Source organism: Gilvimarinus algae, assembly GCF_030518215.1.
GTDB lineage: Bacteria > Pseudomonadota > Gammaproteobacteria > Pseudomonadales > Cellvibrionaceae > Gilvimarinus > Gilvimarinus algae.
In genome coordinates this window covers 401,586-423,041 of record NZ_JAULRT010000032.1, presented here as the reverse complement: position 1 = coordinate 423,041, position 21,456 = coordinate 401,586, and the positions used below count along the sequence as shown (strand labels likewise).

14 protein-coding genes are annotated in these 21,456 nt (G+C 56.2%); 5 read left to right on the top strand and 9 right to left on the bottom strand.

Going from position 1 to position 21,456, the window contains the following annotated elements; translation table 11 throughout:
* Positions 1-35 precede the first annotated feature (35 nt).
* The 3 genes from rnr to QWI16_RS03245 form a co-directional block, all read right to left on the bottom strand.
* On the bottom strand, positions 36-2,594 hold the full coding sequence (gene rnr / locus QWI16_RS03255; RefSeq protein ID WP_302711298.1) for a ribonuclease R: 2,559 nt from the start codon (positions 2,592-2,594) through the stop codon (positions 36-38).
* Between the two features lie 117 nt (positions 2,595-2,711).
* Positions 2,712-3,431 (bottom strand): FadR/GntR family transcriptional regulator, encoded by a 720-nt coding sequence (locus QWI16_RS03250; protein ID WP_302711297.1) that lies wholly within the window; start codon positions 3,429-3,431, stop codon positions 2,712-2,714.
* A gap of 316 nt (positions 3,432-3,747) precedes the next feature.
* On the bottom strand, positions 3,748-6,564 hold the full coding sequence (locus QWI16_RS03245; protein ID WP_302711296.1) for a TonB-dependent receptor: 2,817 nt from the start codon (positions 6,562-6,564) through the stop codon (positions 3,748-3,750).
* Positions 6,565-7,020: 456 nt separating this feature from the next.
* Between QWI16_RS03245 and QWI16_RS03240 the strand changes: the two genes are divergently transcribed.
* Positions 7,021-8,652: a sodium:solute symporter gene (locus QWI16_RS03240; protein WP_302711295.1), complete on the top strand. Its 1,632-nt coding sequence runs from the start codon at positions 7,021-7,023 to the stop codon at positions 8,650-8,652.
* 6 nt (positions 8,653-8,658) lie between these two features.
* Here the strand turns inward: QWI16_RS03240 and QWI16_RS03235 are convergent, their stop codons facing one another.
* Together QWI16_RS03235 and QWI16_RS03230 are read right to left on the bottom strand one after the other, a co-directional pair.
* Positions 8,659-9,165 (bottom strand): DUF1993 domain-containing protein, encoded by a 507-nt coding sequence (locus QWI16_RS03235; RefSeq protein ID WP_302711294.1) that lies wholly within the window; start codon positions 9,163-9,165, stop codon positions 8,659-8,661.
* 33 nt (positions 9,166-9,198) lie between these two features.
* Entirely contained in the window at positions 9,199-9,762 is a 564-nt protein-coding gene (locus QWI16_RS03230) for a DUF7010 family protein (protein ID WP_302711293.1), read from the bottom strand.
* Positions 9,763-9,861: 99 nt separating this feature from the next.
* On the opposite strand from QWI16_RS03230, the gene glpK reads away from it, so the two are divergent.
* The gene (gene glpK / locus QWI16_RS03225; RefSeq protein ID WP_302711292.1) at positions 9,862-11,364 is read left to right on the top strand and encodes a glycerol kinase GlpK; all 1,503 of its coding nucleotides are present in this window, start codon (positions 9,862-9,864) and stop codon (positions 11,362-11,364) included.
* Positions 11,365-11,461: 97 nt separating this feature from the next.
* On the opposite strand, the gene QWI16_RS03220 is transcribed toward glpK, so the two are convergent.
* Together QWI16_RS03220 and trhA are read right to left on the bottom strand one after the other, a co-directional pair.
* Complete coding sequence (locus tag QWI16_RS03220) at positions 11,462-13,438, bottom strand: TonB-dependent receptor domain-containing protein (RefSeq protein WP_302711291.1); 1,977 nt, start codon at positions 13,436-13,438, stop codon at positions 11,462-11,464.
* Positions 13,439-13,519: 81 nt separating this feature from the next.
* Complete coding sequence (gene trhA, locus QWI16_RS03215) at positions 13,520-14,146, bottom strand: PAQR family membrane homeostasis protein TrhA (RefSeq protein ID WP_302711290.1); 627 nt, start codon at positions 14,144-14,146, stop codon at positions 13,520-13,522.
* Between the two features lie 226 nt (positions 14,147-14,372).
* Between trhA and QWI16_RS03210 the strand changes: the two genes are divergently transcribed.
* Entirely contained in the window at positions 14,373-15,674 is a 1,302-nt protein-coding gene (locus tag QWI16_RS03210; RefSeq protein WP_302711289.1) for a methyl-accepting chemotaxis protein, read from the top strand.
* Here QWI16_RS03210 and QWI16_RS03205 read toward each other — a convergent pair.
* Together QWI16_RS03205 and QWI16_RS03200 are read right to left on the bottom strand one after the other, a co-directional pair.
* Complete coding sequence (locus QWI16_RS03205; RefSeq protein WP_302711288.1) at positions 15,668-17,116, bottom strand: M56 family metallopeptidase; 1,449 nt, start codon at positions 17,114-17,116, stop codon at positions 15,668-15,670. The two genes, QWI16_RS03210 and QWI16_RS03205, sit on opposite strands and share 7 nt — an antisense overlap.
* Positions 17,117-17,133: 17 nt before the next feature.
* Complete coding sequence (locus tag QWI16_RS03200) at positions 17,134-17,517, bottom strand: BlaI/MecI/CopY family transcriptional regulator (RefSeq protein WP_302711327.1); 384 nt, start codon at positions 17,515-17,517, stop codon at positions 17,134-17,136.
* Between the two features lie 193 nt (positions 17,518-17,710).
* Here QWI16_RS03200 and QWI16_RS03195 point away from each other — a divergent pair, with 193 nt between their 5' ends.
* Positions 17,711-20,308: a TonB-dependent receptor gene (locus tag QWI16_RS03195; protein WP_302711287.1), complete on the top strand. Its 2,598-nt coding sequence runs from the start codon at positions 17,711-17,713 to the stop codon at positions 20,306-20,308.
* A 10-nt stretch (positions 20,309-20,318) separates the two neighbouring features.
* On the top strand, positions 20,319-21,449 hold the full coding sequence (locus tag QWI16_RS03190) for a tyrosine-protein phosphatase (protein ID WP_302711286.1): 1,131 nt from the start codon (positions 20,319-20,321) through the stop codon (positions 21,447-21,449).
* The last annotated feature ends 7 nt before the right edge of the window (positions 21,450-21,456 follow it).

The window sequence follows — 21,456 nt, the reverse complement described above, 5'->3', positions numbered from 1 at the left end:
CGCCGCCGTACTTGTCACACCAGAACAACATGGCGTTAGTCCTTCTTAGGCTTCTTTTTAAATCGCGCCAACGCCTTCTTAACACCAGCTGTTGCCTGCGCAAGTAAAGATCGGCTCTTTTGCGCTGGCTCAGCTTGCGCCGATCGAACTGGCGATTTTTGCGACGAGCGACTTGCTTGCGCGCCGGTTTCATTGCCATTGGGTCGTTTCCTTTTACGGGGTTTGGGCGTATTGGACTGCGGCTTGGGCGCGCGTGATCCGCTGGCGCCTTTGGCCTTCGGGCCGCGCGATGCTTTGCCCGACTTGCCACCGCGGCCCTTGCGCGGGCTGTCTTTTCCGGGCGCGGCGGCGCGGGCGCGGCGCACATGCTTGACCGACTCGAGCTCAAAGTCGATTTTGCGCTCATCCAAACTGACGCGCACAACGCGCACTGTCAGCTCATCACCAAGACCAAAGACTTGTCGAGTGCGCTCGCCCACCAAGCGGTGCTTGGCCGGATCAAAACGGTAGTAATCCTGCGGCAGGGCAGTAATGTGAATCAAACCCTCGACGTAGATATCCACCAGCTCGACAAACACGCCGAAGCCGGTCACCGAGCTGATCACGCCGTTAAAGACATCGCCCACCTTGTCCTGCAGATACTCGCATTTGAGCCAGCTGACCACATCGCGTGTCGCCTCGTCGGCCCGGCGCTCCGCCAGCGAGCAGTGCTCGCCCAGGGCGATCATGTCGGGCACCTCGTAGGGGTAAATCTTCGCGCTGGGAATGTCCTTCACCCCCTCAAGGCGAACCACATGGCTGGATGGGGCAGAGGAGCGGATTACCGAGCGGATGGCCCGGTGTACCAGCAGATCCGGGTAGCGGCGGATGGGCGAGGTAAAGTGGGCGTAAGCATCGTAACCCAGGCCAAAATGGCCCTCGTTTTCCACCTGATAGACCGCCTGGCGCAGACTGCGCAGCATGACGGTCTGGATCATATTGGCATCGGGCCGGTCGCGGATAACTTCCATCAGGCTCTGGTAATCGGCCGAGCTCGGCTCATCACCGCCACCGAGCCCGAGGCCCAGCTCACCGAGAAACTCCCGCAGGTTTTCCAGTTTCTCCGCCGTTGGCCCTTCGTGCACCCGGTACAGCGAAGTGAGCTTGTGCTTATCCAGAAAGCTGGCGGCGCACACGTTGGCGCAGAGCATGCACTCTTCAATCAACTTGTGTGCGTCGTTGCGCCGTACAGGCACGATTTCATCAATTTTACGCTCGTCGTTAAAGACAATACGGGTCTCGACGGTTTCAAAGTCGATAGCACCGCGCTCAGTGCGCGCCTCGCGCAGCGTCCGGTAAAGCTCGTGCAAAATCTCGATCTCACCGAGCCGTTCGGCATGTTGCGCCCGGGCTGCTTCATCGCCTTCGATCACGGCGCCCACCTGGTTGTAGGTTAGCCGCGCATGGGAGTGAATTACCCCTTCATAGAAGGTGTAGCCGGTCAGTTGGCCACGGGTATTCAGAGTCATTTCGCACACCATGACCAGACGATCGACCGCCGGGTTGAGCGAGCACAGGCCGTTGGAGATTTTCTCGGGCAGCATGGGTACGACGTGGTCCGGGAAATACACGCTGGTCGCCCGGCGCCTCGCATCCACATCCAGCCCGCTGCCGGGGCGCACATAGTGCGAGACATCGGCAATGGCGACAAACAGGCGCCAGCCACCGCCTTTGTTGCGCTGACAGAGTACCGCGTCGTCAAAATCGCGGGCATCTTCGCCATCGATGGTGACAAACGGCAGTTCACGCAAGTCCACCCGGCCGGCTTTGTCCGCCTCATCGACGGTATCGGAGAGCGCCTCAGCCTCCTCAAGCGCCTCGTAGCTCCACTGGTTGGGGATACTGTGAGACTCAATGGCGAGCTCAATCTCCATGCCGGGGGCCATATGATCCCCCAGAACCTGTATGACCTTGCCCTGCGGTGGGCGCTGCTTTTCGGGCTGACGGGTAATTTCAACCACGACAATCTGCCCCGAGCGGGCGCCCATTTCGTCGCCCTGGGCGATCATGACATCGTGGGTGACGCGCGGGTTTTCAGCGCTGAGAAACTGCACGCCGCCCTCGCGAATCAGCCTGCCCGCCAAGGTGTTGGTATTGCGCGTGAGCACCTCGACGATAGCGCCCTCTTCTCGGCCGCGATAGCTTTCGCCCTGCAGACGCACCAGCACCTCGTCGCCATCAAAGACTTTGCGCATTTGGCGGTTATGCAGATAAATGTCCTCGCCGCCATCGGCCGGGATAGCAAAACCATAGCCGTCGCGATGGCCCTGGACCCGGGCGCGGACGACATCCATTAAATCCACCCGCGCGTAGGCACCGCGGCGATTGCTGATTAACTGGCCGTCGCGCGCCATGGCGATCAGCCGGCGGCGCAGCGCCTCGACGTCATCCTCGTCAACCAGCTGCAGCAACTCGGCAATCTCGGGGTGGGTACAGGGCCCGGGCTGGCGATCCAGAAGCTCCAGAATCACCTCGCGGCTGGGGATGGGATTGTCGTATTTTTGCGCCTCGCGCTCAGCGAAAGGGTCGGAAGGGGGACCTTGGCGTTTACTCAAAAGGTATGCTCCATAATGTCGGAGAATGAAAAGTCCCGACATTATAGGGCATTGGGGGCGCTAAACCCTAAACTGATTGGCAGGTGCGGCAAATAACCGGAACCTGCCGGCGAAGCATCAATCTTCGGCCGCTTTTTCCAGCTCGTGCTCGATAAACCCGAGCGCCTCGTCAATCAGCAGGAACATGGCGTTCTTGGCGCGCTCAGCATTGCCGCTGGAAATGGCGTGATAGACCTTGGCGTGATCTTCAATCACCCCGTCGGGGTTCGCCTTAATGACATTGGTATGGCGAATACTGACGTTCAGTGCCGTGCGGGTAAAATCGCGCATACGGATATAAAAGCGATTTTCACTGGCATAGAGAATACTGATATGAAAATCAATGTCCGCTTCCAGCTCGTTTTCCGAGTTGTCAGAAGCGACTCGCATCCGCTCCAGCGCATCGCCAATGGCCCGGATGCGTTCCGGGCGGGCGTAACGCGCTGCCAGCGCCGCTGCCTCCGGCTCTATCGCAATGCGCATTTGCAGAAATTCTTTGAGGACCTTCATGGAGGGATTGCCCTCCAGTGACCAGCGCAGCAAGTCGGAGTCGAAGATGTTCCACTCTTCCTCGGGCATGATACGGATACCCTGGCGTGGCCGGCTTGAGATCAACCCTTTGGCCGAGAGCATCTTTACCGCCTCGCGCACGGCCGTACGACTCACGCCAAACTCGTCACACAGGTCGGCCTCTGTAGGCAGGCTTTCGCCCTGGTTGTATTCACCACAGACAATGGCGCGGCCCAACTGCTGGGTCATACGCTGAGATAGATTATTGTTTCTTTCAAGCACCGCCATTCGCCGTCTACTCGCTCCCATTGGTTGATCAGGCTTGTCGCGCGGGCCCGCAGGCACGCATTTGTCCTATCATACCACCGATAAGCGCTCGCTCCACACCTGCACCGCAGAAACAAAAAAGCCCCCGCAAGCGGGGGCAAGCATAATAAAGAAGAGACCATGCATTACTGGCGGCAGGCCAAGGCCCACCGCACAGAAACACACTGGCAGGCAGAGCCTGCCGGTGCCGCCAGCGGGGCCGGCGGCTGCCTGTGCTACCAGGCATGAGCCCCTCGAGCGGAGCCCCTCTTCCAACACTGGCCGAAAAGGCCCAGCCTTAGAATGAGTAGCGTGCGCCCAAGGCGAATGAGCGGCTGATTTTCCAGTTACCGAAGGTGTGATACGGGCTATTGCCGTAACGGCTCTTATTGACCTCTCCAGTCAGGTTCACTGCATCAAAGGTCACAACAAACTCATCGGTAATGTTGTAGCTGATTTGAGCATCCAGTGAACTCTGTTCGTCGCGATATACGCTCAGCGGGTTAGCAAACAGCGCCGCCTCGTTGTTGTTAAGGAAGTCTGAACGCCATACGTAAGCCAAGCGCATATCAAACTTCTCACGCTCGTAGATCGCTGCCAGCGAGTAAGACTTATCGGACACACCAAAGATGTCTGCTGTCTCGGTGCCAATTTGCTCACCGCGATCATTCAGCTCAGGAATGGTCTGCTCTGAATCCAGGAAGGTAAATGCCGCCTGAAAGCCAAGGCCATCCAAAGCGCCATCCAGCTCTGGGAAGTAGTTCATACCCAGTTCAACACCCGACAGCTCACCATCAGAAGCGTTATCTGGCTGCGACAGAATAAAGGTGTTGGTTTCGTAACCTTCGATGTCGCGAGTCACCTGATTGCGGAACCCAATAACCAGACCTTCGATATCGCGCTGGAACAAAGTCACATAGGCATTGCTGGCGTCACCGAAGTACCACTCCAGAGACAAGTCCAAGTTTTGCGACGTTGTTGGCTGCAGGTTAGCATTACCGCCATTCGCCGTGCCGTAACCGATGCCGGTAATATCGTCATTGTAGGTAATGGTTGGGTTCAGATCACCGAACCAAGGCATACGCAGGGTTTCACCATAGCCAAAGCGCAGCATCAGCTCATCGGTCAAGTGCAGACGCAATGCCAAACTTGGCAAGAACTCAGAGGTTTCCGTAGATCCGTCGGTGGTTTCCAAAGTAACGCTGTCAGTGAAGACGGTATCAGTGGTCACATCAACGTAACGAGCACCTACCTCACCATCGAGCATCATGCCGCCCAAATCTGCTTCAAATTGCGCCGTGGCGTAGAGCGCCGTGTTAACTTCGTTAACCGCAAACTCTGCAACCAGCGGATCGTTTGGATCCAGACCATACAGGTTCAAGAACTGCGCACGATTCGCCGCAATGTAAGGTCCATTGGCCACAGCCCAAGAACGAGGCACATTGAACTCGCCCTCCATAAAGCTGTCGTTCACATAGACGATATCTTCACCGTAGGTGGAAAAATCACAATTCGCAGGGTCACCTGAGGTGTTAGCGCCTGCACAAACTCCAGCATCTTGGTTGCGGGAGTATTCCATTGAGTCGCGATCATCGTAACGCAAACCGAAAGTAAACTTGCGGAAGAAGCCGTCCAAATCGTATTCGCCGTCAGCGGTAAAGGTGAGAGCCTCACCCTCATTTTTCTCTCCGCTGTCGTACATTTGCGCCATAGGGAAGACCGTCAAATCGGTCAGATCACTCTCATCAACGTCTGGAGTGTCTGGATTATCACGCCACACCATACTAGGGTCATTACTGAAGTTGGCGGTTACTTGATGACGAGCGCCTTCAGATCGCATCGCGATAAAGCTGGACTCATAAGTACTGTCCTGATAAACCAGTTCAGATTTCAAGCGCAGGTTATCGGTAAAGTCCCACTCGCCGCCCAACGCGTACAAGAATGAGTCGGTTTCACCCGTTGATTGATCACCACTCGTGAAGGTCCACGGGTTGCGAACTGTACGCTCTTTAATAATATTAGTGCCTTCGTACAGCTCGAAGGTATCTTCGATATTGCCCAGCTCACCCAGGGAGCCCCACCAGTCAACAAACGCGAAGTTCAGTGAGTTGAAGCCTTCGTTGCGGAAACCATTGTAGAAAGCTTCAAAGGTGTAGGTAGAAGCTTCGTTGGGCGCCCACTGCAAAGATATGTTCGCTGCCTGGCGCTCACGCTTACCATTGTAGTCAGCCATAAACATGGCATCGCGAGACAAGTAGTACTCTGTATCAGTGCCATTCACACTCAACGTTGAACCCGGTGTGCTTGGCAAACCGTTGTCGAGACCCGGGGTCCAGATGGGCTGCTCAGCGGCGCGACCATCATTGGGGAAAATACGCTCTAGCGGAATCCAAGGATCAGTTGGGTTTTCAGTCATAAAGGCGACCTGAGCACCCGGAGTAACTGATTGATCGCGATATGTGGTTTCAGCGTAAGAAACGTTCAGGAGCGCGCCAAACTCACCGGCACCGGCCTCCCAGACATTACTGAACAGACCGCTGACAATTGGATCGATCTCGTCAGCCTCTTCCAGGTAAATACCGCGAGCGGCTAAAGATACTTTAGAGCCATCGAAATCCAGCGGACGGAAAGTTTGCACATCAATTTGACCGGCGATTCCGTTTTCAAACTGGTTCGCAGAACGGTTTTTAATAACATCGATTCGGTTTACCAAGGTCGATGGAATGTCAGCAAGCTGCACCTCACGGCCAGAGGCGGTAAAAATGGTGCGGCCGTTAATGGTAGTACTCACGTCCGTAAGGCCCCGAATGGTCACAACGTTTACCTCGCCACCAGCACGGTCAGTTACCTGCACGCCGGGCACGCGCTGCAGAGACTCAACAACGTTATTATCGGGGAGCTTACCGATATCCTCTGCGACGATGGAATCCATCACCTGCATGGAATTGCGCTTGATATCGATCGATTTGGTCACGGTTGCTCGAATACCGGTTACAACAACCTCTTCGAGCATCCCGAGTTCTTCATTGTCACTGGGGGTTTGTGCGGCTACCTGAAGAGAACCCAACGCAGCAACCATAGCGATTGACGAGCTGAGCAAACGTCGCTTGAACATAGCTTTTCTCCATTTATGGTGGCGCGGCCGATTGAGCACAACGCCAGATTTATTATTGATAAAGGCAAAACAAATCCCGGCGGGCTCCGGGCAAACGGGTCATCACTCCTGCTTTGGGAGCTCGCTATTTGTATTACAATTTGAATGCTAATACCGTCTAAATGATCTGTCAACCACTCCGATAAAAGTATTTATCTTACTTAAAAGAAGAGAATAAGCCGCACTTTTTTTATGTTTAATAGCGAGTTTATCAGGGAAAACCCAGAAAAATTGGCCACATCTGGCAGAAAATGGGGGAAAAATCAGTAATACAGCCGTATAATCGGTCATTGCCAAGCGCAATCCTACCGCGCCCGGTCAGACTTATAGTCATAAGAACTATTATAGTATAATAATTTAAAGATTGATCAAATAATAATCGGAAATACACCGACAATCTGGAAAGGTAAGCTCACGATGATTGAATTCTCTTCCCTGGACTACTGGGTGCTCGCGCTGTTTTTTCTGTTACTGGCGGCCACTGTCGGCGTTGCCATGTGGCAAAAAGAGCGGGACACTGCCGATTACTTTCTCGCCGGGCGCAACGCTGGCTGGCTGGTGATTGGCTCGTCTATCTTCGCCTCCAATATCGGTTCTGAGCACTTGGTGGGCTTGTCGGGCGCTGGCGCTCAAACCGGCATGGCCATGGCGCACTGGGAACTACAGTCTTTTATCATCATTCTGCTGGGCTGGCTGTTTGTGCCCTTTTATTGGTCCAGTAAGATCTACACCATGCCGGAGTTTCTGGAGAAGCGTTACGGCACCGCCTCGCGCACCTTCCTTTCAGTGATTTCTCTCGTAAGCTATGTACTCACCAAGGTCTCAGTAACGGTTTACGCTGGCGGTGTGGTTCTGCAAACCGTTCTCGGGATAGATACCTTGTGGGGGTTTGATTTCTTCTGGGTTGCTGCCATTGGCCTGGTGGTGATTACCGGCCTTTATACCGTCCTCGGCGGAATGAGAGCGGTGCTCTGGACCTCGGTAATACAAACGCCTGTACTGATCATAGGTTCTGTGGTGATTCTGGTGACCGGGCTCGAAGCCGTTGGCGGCTTTGCGGAGCTGGAGCGCATTAACGGCGAAAAAATGAGCCTGTTCCGCCCAGCTTCTGACCCGGACTTCCCCTGGCCCGGCGTCATTTTTGGCTCGCTGATTATCGGCTTTTGGTACTGGTGCACCGATCAATACATTGTGCAGCGGGTCTTGTCCGCCAAAGGCATAGCCGCTGCCCGCCGTGGAACTATTTTGGCCGGCTATCTCAAACTGCTGCCGGTGTTTATCTTTTTGTTTCCGGGGATGATCGCCTACGCGCTAAACGCCAAAGGCATTATTCAGATGGACAGCCCCGATGAGGCATTTGCTACCCTGGTCTCAACCCTTCTGCCAGCGGGCGTTAAGGGGATTGTCATCGGCGGCCTTATTGCCGCCTTGATGAGCTCCCTGGCATCGCTGTTTAACTCTTCGGCAACGCTGTTTACCATTGATTTTTATAAGCGCTTTAAGCCCGACTCATCCGAGCAACACCTGGTCAAAGTCGGCCGGCTGGCAACACTGGTGGTGGTGGCTCTGGGCGTTGTCTGGATACCGGTGATGCAGCTGGTAGCCGATGTGCTCTACGAGTACCTGCAGCTGGTGCAGTCTCTCATTGCCCCGGCCGTTGCCGTGGTGTTCCTGCTCGGGGTTTTCTCGAAACGTATCACCCCCACAGCCGGGTTCGTTGGGCTTGTGGCCGGCTTTGTGCTGGGGATGATGCGTCTGGTGCTGCAAATTTTTTCCGACTCGCTGCCTACAGGCGGCGTCTTCCACTCGCTTCTGGCGGTAAACTGGCTCTACTACTGCATCGGCCTTTTTGTGGTTGTCTGCATCATCGTGCTTGCGGTGAGTCTTTTCACCAAGCCCGCTAGCGAGCAACAACTGGCAGGCATTACCTACGGCTCCATTAGCGCCGAGCACAGAGCCGAAATCCGCGCCGGCATCAGCAAGTGGGATGTCATTCACTCGGTAGTTATTGTCGGTATTATCGCCGGCATCTACATTCGTTTCTGGTAAAGGCCTTCAACGCTCAAACGAAAACCCTGGCGGGTACTGATGGTACCCGTCAAAATCCCCTTTACTGAGCGCCACCCCTTGGGCCCGGGCAATGGCATAGACCATTGCCAGATGAAAGTAAAAGTTGGGCAGCGCGTACCGATAAAGGTATTCCTGCGGCGGCAAGCTCAACTGACGAAAACCCGCTGTATCGGACACTGTATAGGGCGTATCCAGCTCGAGGGCCGGTAAACTCTGCATATATGCCATGGTGCGCTCTATGTGTCTGAGCAACGAAGTGTAGTCATTGCCAGTACTCTCAAAGCTGACTCTCTCGCGCCCCACCAGCGGACAGCAGGCACGCAGGGGAAAATTGGCCGCCGTTTTAATCTGATTCACCAAAGGCAACATATCCGGAGCCAGCCTCGCCTCCAGCAGTTCGCCCTGAGGGTCAACATCCTCCAGCTTTTTTACCAAACGCGAAAGGCAAGTCAGCGAGTGGTCAAACATCCGTACAGCCGATTCCGCCATCATCCGCCATCCCCCGAAAGAGTGTCGAAAATCATATTATTCTCCGTCAAGATGGTTTACCCGGCGATAGCGTTTTTCCAAAACCATCAACGTCAGCGCATAAATCACCACGATCACCGCGGGAATCGTCACAAAGCGGTACTCCGGCAGTAAGTACCAGAAAAGCACAATGAGTAATGTCCGGCTGACACTGTGAAAAATCCCCACCCAATGGCCAATTGCCCAGCTGAGCGGCAACCACATCAGCCCGGTGAGAATACCAACGCTTAAAGGCAGGGAGCTGGGTACCAGCATGTAAAATGGAATGGCAATTGAAAACACCAACAAAGCCATGGCAACGGTTTGCAAAAACAAACTGTCAAACGCATTTTTGGGGCGCGACCGGTCCAGATAGTTTTCACCGGTAAACTTTGACACGAAGAGCCCAAGGTACAGGATAGATCCGGTGCCGATAAATAAGCACAAAGCGGCCACTTGCTCTGGCAACACAGCGCCGGCAATACCGATCAGTGCCCACATCACCATGCCGGCGATCGGCATGGCAATAAACCGCCGCCGCTTGTATTCTTCACGTTGTTCTTCAAGAGTTCGGGTCATCATGGCGTATCCTTTATTTATAATATTTAACCGTTTATTTGCGCTACACTGCAGCTACATCATAATAGGAAAAGTCCACGAGCGTGTAGAACAGGAGAGACAATGGTGAGCGAGTTTATTCTGGCGATTGACCAGGGAACAACCAGTAGCCGCGCGATTATTTTCTCTCGGGACGGCGAGATAAAAGCCAGCGCCCAGCGCGAGTTTGACCAGCACTTCCCGGCCGACGGCTGGGTGGAGCACGACCCGCAGCAAATATGGGAAGTCACCAGTGCGGTGTGCCGCGACTGCCTCGCTCAGTTGCCCAAGGGGCAGCAGGTCGCCGGCATCGGGATTACCAACCAAAGAGAAACCACGCTGGTTTGGGACAAGTCCAGCGGCGAGCCCATTTATCCCGCTATTGTCTGGCAGGACAGGCGCACCGCCCAGCAGTGCCGAAAGCTCGCCCAGCAAGGACACGAGGCTCTTGTGCGCGATCGCACTGGCCTGTTGTTGGACCCCTACTTTTCCGCCACCAAGCTCGCCTGGATTCTCGATAAAGTGGAAGGCGCGCGAGATCGGGCAAGTCGTGGCGAGCTGGCCTTTGGCACTATCGATACCTGGTTGATCTGGAAATTTACCGGCGGCAAAGTCCACGCAACCGACGCCACCAATGCGGCGCGAACCCTGCTGTTTAATATTCATACGCAGCGCTGGGATGAAGATTTGCTCAAGCTGTTTGATATTCCCGAAGGGATCTTGCCCGACGTCTACGATTGCGCCGCCGATTTCGGCGAAGCGCAGGAAGGGCTCGACGGTCGCACTTTACCCATTGCGGGTGTTGCCGGCGACCAGCACGCCGCCATGATCGGCCAGGCCTGTTTTGAGCCCGGCATGATCAAAAGCACCTACGGCACCGGCTGCTTTGCCCTGCTCCACACCGGACAAAAGGCGCAAATGTCCGACAACCGCTTACTCACCACACTGGCATACCGTTTAAACGGCGAGGTGCACTATGCGCTTGAAGGCTCCATTTTTATCGCCGGGGCGGCCGTGCAGTGGCTGCGGGACAAACTCGGTATCATTCAGCAGGCCAGCGAGACCGAAGCGCTGGCCGCCAGCCTGGACTCCAACCGCGGCGTTTATCTGGTACCGGCCTTTACCGGACTGGGTGCGCCCCATTGGCGGCCCGACGCCAGGGCCGTTATCTGTGGCCTGACTCGCGACAGTGGCCGCGCCGAAATTGCCCGCGCCGCGCTTGAGGCGGTGTGCTATCAAACCCATGACCTGCTGGAGGCGATGGCCAAAGATACTCAGCAAACACTCACCAGCTTGCGGGTAGACGGCGGCATGATCGCCAACAATTGGCTGCTACAGACGCTCGCCGACATCACAGGTATGACGGCCGAGCGACCGGCTATCACAGAGACAACAGCCCTTGGCGCCGCCCGCCTCGCCGGCCTGCAGCTGGGCTTGTTTTCAAGCCTGGAGGACATTGCCCAAAACTGGACACTGGAGGCTAAGGCCGAGCCCGCCATAGAGCCTGAGCTCAAGGCCGACATGATTAAGGGCTGGCAGCGGGCGGTGGAGCGCAGCCTGCTCGACGCTGAACGCTCCGATACCTAAAAAGCGCCAGACACCGCCCCTGACCCGGCGAACGTCGGCGGATAAAAAAGCGCAGGGGCTCCCCTCTGCGCTTTTCGACTTGAACCTCGGCGAAGGCTTAAAAACGCATCGCAAAGCTTAAGCGAATGTCCCGGCCGGGCGCTGAATAGCTCTTCACCCCCTCGTAGTCGGGCAAGTGGGTAAAGTCTTCCACACTGCCGTGATCGAGATACTCTTCATCAAAGACGTTTTTCACCGTTAGCGTGACGCTAAACCCATTCAGCGCCAATGGCTCCCAGTGAGCATAGACATCGTGCACGTTATAGCCCGGTTTATCGATGCTCGCCTGCGCCGACTCCACGTAGATGTCATCCAGGTCTTGCACCAAGGTCATAATCCAACCAATGTCCACGCTGGAGCTGACTTGATATGACGTATCCATGGTCAGAGTATTACCGGTCGATGTGCCGAGATAGCCGTAGGCGTAACGAGTCAGTGATTCACCATCGAGCTCTACGTCCGTATCCACGTAGGTCCACTTGGAGAACAGGCGCTCGCCATTGTAGGTCGCGCCCAGAGAATAGCCGTTGGTTTCCAGCTCACCCAAATTCTCGTAGTGACGCGACCAAGGCAGGGCGTTACCGATCGCATCTTCGATGGTGGTATCGTGGTAACCTGCGCTCAGTAAAAAATCGCCCAGAGTGTAGTCCAGCCCCAATTCAAAATTTTTCGCACGCTCGGCTTTCAAGTCAGGATCATTGGTGGTGCCGAAGAGTTTAAAGCCATCGTTGGTTTCCACCCCACGCAGAGATTCGGCGTAGCCACCGCTGACGGTCAAAGCGCGCGTAAGGTCATAGGAGAAACCCACATTCGGGCTAAACCCGTCGGAGGAAAACTCGTTGTTTTCTTTATCCACCGCGTTAAAGTCATCCCAGCGTGTGCCAAAAGTCAGTAGCAAAGTATCGCTGGCCTGAAAGTAATCTTGCACGAAAAAACCCAACACATCGCTGGTTTCGGTGAAGACATTACCACCCAGAGCCCGCTCGCCAGCCGTGACTTCATCGTCGCGATAGTCGGAGCCGTAGACAATTTTGTGCTCACCCCACTGGCTGGTGTTGCTCAGTAAAAAGCCCTGCGTGTCCACCGCGCTGGTGTAATCGTCCCAGGGGCGGTAGATTTCAAAGTCGGTGTTGTACAGGCTCACGTCCAGCAGCAGCCAATCGCTGTCGGGCTTGTCCCAGGAATACTTCAAGGTCGTGGTAGTGCGGTCAAACTCCAGATCGCGCAGAGGGTTGCGCGGACCTTCGCCCCACTCCGGGCGAGTCAGTTTTTCGCCCTCTTCGGTCAAGTTTTCGTAACTGATACTGGCCTTGTGACCACCGCCAAAATCCCCCACCAGTTTAAAAAAGCCTAAGTCCTGATCGGAGTTGGTACCCGGCAGCTGATTGCCGCTGGGGTCTTCCATATCATCCTGGTCAGACGTGACATAGCTGGCCATGGCACTAAAGCCCCCGCCCAAACGGCCAAATACCGTAGCGCTGCCCTTGTAGCCCTCGGTGTTGGAGAAATAGCCGGCTTTAACAATCGCCCCAAAGTCTTTGTTGCCTAGCATGTCTTCGGGGTTTTTGGTTTCAAACTTGATCGCACCGCCCAGTGCACCCGAGCCGCTGGTCGCATCGCCCGCGCCGACCTGTACATGAACCTGTTTGAGCAGCTCGGGCTCAATGGAAATGCGCCCGGTGTGGTGGTAGGTCACGCCCGACTGAGTCGCACCATCGACACTGATATTGAGGGTATCCTCACCCAGATTGCGGACGTAAATCTTTTGCGCGGCACCCACCGAGCCGCCCACCAGCACCGTCGGCACCCCGGAGAAAATATCGTCCAGGTCATTGGCTTGCTTGCGCTCCAGGTCGGCCGAGGTGAGTAGGCTGTCCACCGGCTCGCCAATCACCACCAGCTCTTCAATTTGTGCTTGTTTTTCCTTCTGCTTACTCGCTTCTGCGCCGCTTTGCGCCAGGGCGTGGGTTGAGCTTAACGCGAGCGCCAGGGCGAATAGGCTGACGTGGGTGGCAGGGCTAACGGGGCATTGCATGACGGATCGTCCTCGTAGTTACAAATTCCTAAAAGAGAACGATTATCACACTTATTATTATTTAAGTAAATGGGAGGTCACCTACCGGACGTAGGCAACCACCGCAACAAAATGGCAAAAAGAGCCCGCGAGTACGAACATGTGCCAGATACCGTGAGCGTGGCGCAGCTTCTTTAACCCATCCAGCACATAAAAAATCACTCCCACGGTGTAGGCAATACCGCCCACCCACAACCACAGTAGCCCGGCCAGGGGGAAGCCCGCCGCCAGGTCCTGATAGACCACCACGCACACCCAGCCCATAACCAGATAGATCAGGATCTGTAGCCACTTGATGCGCTTTTTCGGCAGGATATCCAGCAGCAGCCCCACCACGGCCAGGGACCAGATAATCACCAGCATCACCAGACCGGTCATGCCGCCGACGGTCACCAGCATAAACGGCGTATAGGTTCCTGCAATCAGCAGGTAGATGCACACATGATCCAGCTGGCGAAACACCGCCTTGACCTTGGGGGAGCGAAAGCTGTGGTAGAGGGTGGACATGGTATAGAGCAGGATCAGCGTGACCCCGAACACGATAAAGCTGACAATCAGGGCCGCATCCCATTGCTGAATACTGATGGTCAGCAGCGCACCAAAGCCCACCAGTGCCAGCACGGCCCCAACCAAATGGGTAATACTGTTGATTCTCTCGCCGTCGTACATCCGCTCTCCCCGCCGGTTTAGCTTGTATAGGCACTAATGTAGCAGGCAAGACGAATCGGGATAAGCCCCCGACAGCCTCCGCGACTCGCCAGCACCCAAGTACCGCAAAAAATACGGCGGGCCGGTTACAGCCAATGATCTATTGCCACAAATGGCGCGTATATCAACGAATGGAATCACCTCAAAGGACGACTCCCTTAACGGTCTGTGACCAAGAGAGACCACTATGTTCAACCGCGCCTTGAAAGCCCAACTGACCGACCTAAGCCAACGTGCCCGAGCAGACGAACTGCTGCTGACGAGCCTCAAGCACCATCTGCTTTACGCCGAATACAGCCCCGAGGGCAAGCTGCTGGAGATCAGCGGCCCGCTGGCGACTCGCTTGGGCGGTCAACCCAACCAGCTGATTGGCCGCTACCACCGCCAGCTGTGCACGCCAGAGCAGATCGCCCGCCTGGACAGCCGCTCGCTGTGGCACAGCCTGACCCAAGGTAAAGCTCAGCAGCTGTGTCTGGCGCACCAGAGCGGGGAATCCACCGTATGGCTGGACGCCCAGTTTGTGCCGATCCGCGAGGGCTCAAAAGTGATCAAGGTGGTGCAACTTTGCACAGACGTCACCCAAGCCCATGAGCAAAACGTCCAGCGGGCCGGGGTGATCGATGCGCTCGAGCGCTCCATGGCAGTAATCGAATTCACGCCCAAGGGCGTTATCCTCAAAGCCAACGACAACTTCCTTCAAGTGGTGAACTACCGCGCCGCCGACATTGAAGGCAAACACCACGAAATGTTCTGCACACCCGAATTTTATCGGCAACACCCTGACTTCTGGCGAGAGCTGGCTGCGGGTTCCTTTAAATCCGGCCGCTTTGAAAGGCGAAGCTCAACCGGTAAAGTCATCTGGCTGGAGGCCACCTATAACCCCATTTACAACGAAGCCGGCAAAGTCGAAAAGGTGGTCAAATTCGCCTCGGACATTACCGCTCGCGTGCAGCACGGCGAGCGCGTGGCCGAGGCCGCCCGCGTCGCGCAGCAAAGCGCGCAGCAAACCTCTGCCACAGCGGTAGAGGGTTCGCAGATGCTCAAAACGGCGCTAAAGAATTTTGAAGCCATTGACGAGCAGGTCAACGAAACCGTGCAGCTGATACAGCAACTGAACGAGCAGTCGTCACAGATCAAAGCCATAGTGTCGACCATCAGCGCCATCGCCGATCAAACCAACCTGCTGGCGTTAAACGCGGCCATTGAGGCGGCGCGCGCCGGTGACCTGGGCCGGGGCTTTGCTGTGGTAGCCGATGAAGTGCGGCAGCTGGCCGCACGCACCACACAGTCAACCAGCCAGATCGAGCAGGTGGTAAAACACAATCAGGAACTGACCCAGGCCATTACCGGGCAGGTCGAGTCGGTGTCCCAATCGGTCGACAGCGGCAGCCTGCTGAACGGTCAGGTCGCCGAGGTCATCGAAAAAATCAACGCCGGCGCGGTCAAGGTATCACACACGGTGGCTGAGCTATCGCTGGAGAATCAATAAATCAGTAAACCCGGGTCGATCACCTGCTGCCCGTGATGCAATTCAAAATGCAGGTGATCCGTGCGCTCGGTCGCGCCCAGACTGCCAAGCCGCTGACCATTGCCCACTGGTTGACCGGCGTGGACCTCAACCTGGTCGAGGCGCACGTAGGTCGAGTAGATGTCGTTGTCGTGGCGAATCTTGACCAACTTTCCCACATTGCCAGCCGGTGTCATTACCTCCACCACCACCCCCGCCGCAATCGCACTGACGGCGGCCGTGGTCGATGCGGGCGTAAAGTCCATCCCTGAGTGGTAGTGATCCTTGTGGGGGATAGCGCAGCCGAGCGGCGCATTCAGGTAGAGCTCGCCCGTGACTCGCGCCCGCTCTATGGGCGGCTGGGCCTGCAAAGGGGCCAGTAACGCGCGAGCTTCATCCTCAGGCATGATTGAGGGCTGATGCGCCCCGGAGAGGGCAAGACTCACGCCCAGCAAGAGCACCACCGTCAAAGCGCTGGGCAACAGCCAGTCGCGACCCTGATTTTCCGAGTGCAGCAGAGTCTGAATTCTCTGGCGGACATCCTGATTGAGAAAACCCGCCACCGGCTGCGACGACCCCAAGTTGCCCTTAAAGTGCTCGAGCACTCGCACCATGGCAATACCGTAGTCGCGCGGCGCGATCCGGCAGCGCACAACCGCCAAGGTATCGCAGCCCACCTCCCGCGCCTCGCCCAGTTTGCGGTGCGCGTAATTGACCAGCGGATTAAAGAAAAACAGTGCGCGAAACACATGTTGAAAAGTAACGCTCAAATCATCACCGCGAGCAATGTGCGCCAGCTCGTGCGCCACCACCACTTCCAGGGTTTCACGGTCGAGCTCACTGAGCATGGACTCAGGAATAAACACCTCCGGCCTGAGCAGGCCGATGGTAAAAGGCGTAGCGCAGGCGCTTGAACTGCACAGGCGCACCGGCCGGTTGATTCGGTAATCCTTGCGCAATCGTTGCACCAGCGTTTGCCAGTGAGGGTCGCTGACAACGTGGGCCTCGCGGGCAATGCGCAAAAAGCTGAGCCGCCGATAGACGATTCGCGCCAACAACAACAGCGAAACCAGCAGCCAGGCCCCAATCAAAACCGCTTCCCGGCTGATAAAGGGCATAGAAGAAAACGGCACGGCACTGACTCGCTCTACCGGCAGCAGCGCGCAGGGGTCCAGCCAGTCGATGTGGGAAAAACCGAGATGAGACCACCATCCGGGCGACAGCGAGGGCGCCATGGGCGCGGATGCCGGCACCAGCCAGAGCAAATAGATGCCCCACACCGGGCCGGCACAGCGCGGCTTAAAAAGCCGCACCATCAAAATCACCAGTATCAGGCCAATAATGGAAAAGAGCAGAAAGCGCTGAGCCAGCCCCATGAGCAGGAAGCTTGAATTACCAATCAGATAAACCAGTTGTTCTGACACGGTAAAACCTCAGTGCATCAACGAGATGAATCATCATCTCTGGATAAGAGTTCACGCAGCTCACGCAACTCTTCGTCGGAGTAAGTTTTGCGTTTAGCAAAAAGATTCACCACCTCAAGGGGCTCAAGATCAAACACATTGTCGGCGATAAAACGCACCCACTGAACCAGGCCCGCCGCCCGGCCAATACACGGCGAATAGATATAAACACCGTGCGCCGATTCGCGCCCGAGAATGCCCTTAGCCACCATTCTGTCCAGGGTGGTCTTGGTCGTGGTATAGGCCCAACCGTTATCCAGCCGATCGTGAATTTCTCGCACAGACAAAGGGCTTTTTTTCCACAATACATTTAATAAACTGAATTCCGTTTTCGACAATTCTGGCAAGCTCTTCTGCTTCACGATTCCTCCGGCACAGGTTAGCCGACGAATGGTATCGGCGGGATATAACAATTTTGTGACAGTGTCGTCACACCCCTTCAAAATAGCAAAAATATCACGCAATAACAGATCTACTACATTGTAGTAATACACTTGTCACAATGCTGCTCTAGGTTATGCGCCCGATAACGACGCTAACTTTGAGGAATGTGTAATGCTCTCAACCCAACGACATTTTAAGCAGCGTGCACTGGCCTTGGTGTGTGCCAGCCTGTGCAGCGGCGGCGCCCTCGCCCAGCAAAATTCAGAACACATTGTTGCACCTGTTATGGAAGAGCTGTTGGTCACAGCGCGCCCCATAGCGGACTCTCAGGCTCAGTCCATCGCCCTGCAGCGCGATGCCGTAAATGTCATCAGCGCCATCGCCGCTGACGATATCGGGCGCTTTCCCGATCACACGGCGGCGGCGGCTTTGGCCAGGCTGCCGGCGGTGGCTGTGCAGCGCGATCAGGGCCAGCCACGCTACATTCAAGTGCGCGGCGCTCCTGCGCGCTGGACAACGGTCTCCTTTGACGGCATCAATGTGCTGGGTGCAGAGGAGCGAATTTTCCGGTTTGACTCGGTGCCCGCTGCGGTGATGGACTCGGTCGCCATCAGTAAAACGCTTACGCCCGAGATGTCCGCTGAGGCACTTGCCGGGCAGGTCAATATCCAGACGTACTCGCCACTGAACAGTGAGGGCTTCAGCGCCGATCTGGATGTGGGCTACGGCCCCATGGAACTGGGCGACGGCAACCAGGAGCGCTACTCGGGTCGTCTTGCCTGGGGTAATGACACCTTTGGCGCAGTCGTGGCTTTGTCCACTTACTCCATGGAGCAGGTCACCGACAACAATGAGATTGCCTACGGCGAAGGTGACACGCCGTCGCTGTTTGATTTCAGAAGTTATCAGCTGGAGCGCGAAACCAACTCGGCCATGGGCAAGCTGGAGTTTGCCCCGAGCGCCAGCCACCGCTTTGTGCTGTCCTCGCTGTACACCGAGTTTCTCGATCACGAGCTGCGCAACATGTACCAGCTGTCGCTGGCCGATGCGATTGCAGGCTCGGCAGAGCCGAACAGCGGTGAGCTGATTGGCGTTCCCGTTCAGGGTTGGCTGCAGGACGGCGACTACGAAAACTCCACCTTTACCAATACCCTCGGCGGCGATCACTGGGCCGGGGAATGGGAGATCGGCTGGCGCGTCAACTACACCGAAACCGAATCTTCTTTTAAGCTGCCGATTATTCTGCGCAATCAGGTAGATCCCACGGAGTTTGTCTCCCTGCGCTACGAACATTCAAACCGCGGCCTGCCGCAGGTGGAGCTCTACGGGACCACCTTTAATGCGCAGGGCGTCCCCATAATGGGCGAGGCAACCGAGGCACTGAATCAGACCGGTTACGGTTTCGACGGCCTGGTGAACTACCTGGGCGACTCGCAAACCGAATCCATGACCTACAAGCTGGATTTTGCCCGCGACTGGCAAATGGGCAGTGTCGATGCCCAGCTCAAATTTGGCGTTCAGTATGATGATCGCGAAGCCGGCTCACCGGGCAGCAGCTCGGCGTTTGTCACCGTCAGCCCCCTGGCACAGGCGATCGGCCTGGAATGGAACCCGAACCAATATGTGACCGACGATCCGTGGGACACCGACTTTGATCGTGGCTTTACCGCCACCTACGTGGACAACGAAGGGCTGCGCGATCACCTGGACACCACCCTTGCCGCACTCACCGATGCAGGTCTTATCAATCCCGATGAGTTTATCAGCCCGGAAACTCAGTACACCGTCACCGAAGAGGTAACCAGCCTCTACGCCATGAACACCTGGAACTGGGGTGCGCATCAAATTCTTATCGGTGGCCGGATCGAACAAGTGGACATTGTCAGCAGCGGTTATCTCAACGATGGCGAAGGCAGCTACCCGGTCACCCGCCGCAGCGATGACACGCGCTTCTATCCGAGCGTCCACTGGAATTTTGATATCAGCGAAACATTGAAATACCGCCTCGCTCTGGTGACCGGCAGCAGCCGACCCACCTTCAGCCAAATGCGCGCCGGCGCCAGCATCAGTGATGCAGGGCAAAGCGTGTCCGGCGGCAATCCCGATGTGGAAACCGAGTTTGCCAAGGGGCTGGACACGGCGCTTGAATGGTATTTCACCGATGCGGCTGTCGCCTCGGTCAATGCGTTTTATCGCGACGTCGACAACGTTTTGTTTGACTCGGTCGCCACCATCGGTGATGACCGCTACAACAGCGACGGCATTGACCGCTCTGCGTACGAGTACGAGACCACACGCAACGGCGACGACGGCAAGCTGGCTGGCGTTGAGTTTTCCTACCAGCACCAGTGGGACTTTTTGCCAGAGCCCTGGTACGGCTTTGGGATGCAGGCCAATATCGCTTTTCTTGATGGCGAGTTCACCACACCCGACGGACGCACCACCGCTTTCCCCGGCACCTCTGACAAAGTGATCAATACGTCGGTGTTCTACGAGAACTTTGGCTGGTCCATTCGTCTTAACTGGCAATGGCGAGACGCCTGGCTTGACGACATTTCACCCGACGCCGACGGCGACTATTACTGGCAGGACACTGAGCGCTTGGACCTGTCGGTGCGCTACCAAATCACCGAAGCCATTGGGCTGTACATGGACATCAACAACCTCACCGATGAGCTTGGCATTCGCTACCAGGGCAATGAAAACCGCCCGGTAGAGATTGAAGGCTTCGGCAAACGCTACCTGTTTGGCGTACGCGCCAGCTTCTAAGGAGAATTTTATGAACAAACGTATTACTCAATCCGCTTTGGTACTGAGCCTGTCGGCGGCTCTGCTGTCAGCCTGCAGTCACCAGGCTACTCAAACACAGACTCAGACATCGTTTGCCAGCCTGACGCTGGTCAACGAGGACAGCGTCTTCTTGCCCGAATCGCAACTGATCTACTGGGAGCTCAGCAGTGCCCATACGCCGGTGGACATCTACCGCGCCGCATCGCCCAGCACAGCCTCCATGACCAAAATTGCCGATGATGTCACAGGCAACAGCTACCGACTCACGGATGTCAACGACACGCGTCAGTACTACTACGTTCAGCCCGAGGGCAGCGAGGGACAATGGGTCGCCGAGCGTCTGTTGCCACTGGAGGGCGGCCACAACTTTCGCGATCTCGGTGGTTATAAAACCGAAAACGGCCGCAGTGTGAAATGGGGCAGACTCTATCGCAGCGGCACCATGGTCGGGCTCACAGAGCAAGATTACGAGTACCTGGGTGCGCTGGATATTCGCGTAATCTGTGATTTTCGCTCTCGCGAGGAGCTGGCCCACGAGCCCACCGACTGGTCATCCTTTGCCGGCGACGCCCAGTACCTGACCGGTGACTATTCCATGCGCGAAATGATGTCCGGCGATGACGCACTCAACTTTGCCTCCATTCGCAGCGCGGATGATGCCAAAGAAGTCTTCGCCGGCTTTTACCGAACCGGCCCCTATGTGTTTAAAGAGCAATACCGCAAAATGTTCCAGGAGCTGGCCGCCGGGAACGCACCTCTGGCTTTTAACTGCTCGGCGGGTAAAGATCGAACCGGCATGGCCGCGGCATTGGTTCTAACCGCCCTGGGTGTGCCGCGCGATACGGTTGTCGCAGACTACGCCCTGACCGAAAAGGTCGCGCACCACGACGAGCGTCCGACCCAAGAGGAAGATCAGAATGCGCCGCACAGTGGGTTTACGCAAATGCCCGCTGAGATTCGCGCTGTGTTTATGGGCTCCGACCCCATATTTATCCAGGCAATGTTCTCCGAACTGGAAAAAAATCACGGATCAACCATGGCCTATATCCAGAAGGAACTGGGTGTCTCCCAAGACGATCTTGCCCGTATCAGAGCTCTCTATCTTACGAACCAATCTTGACGGGAGG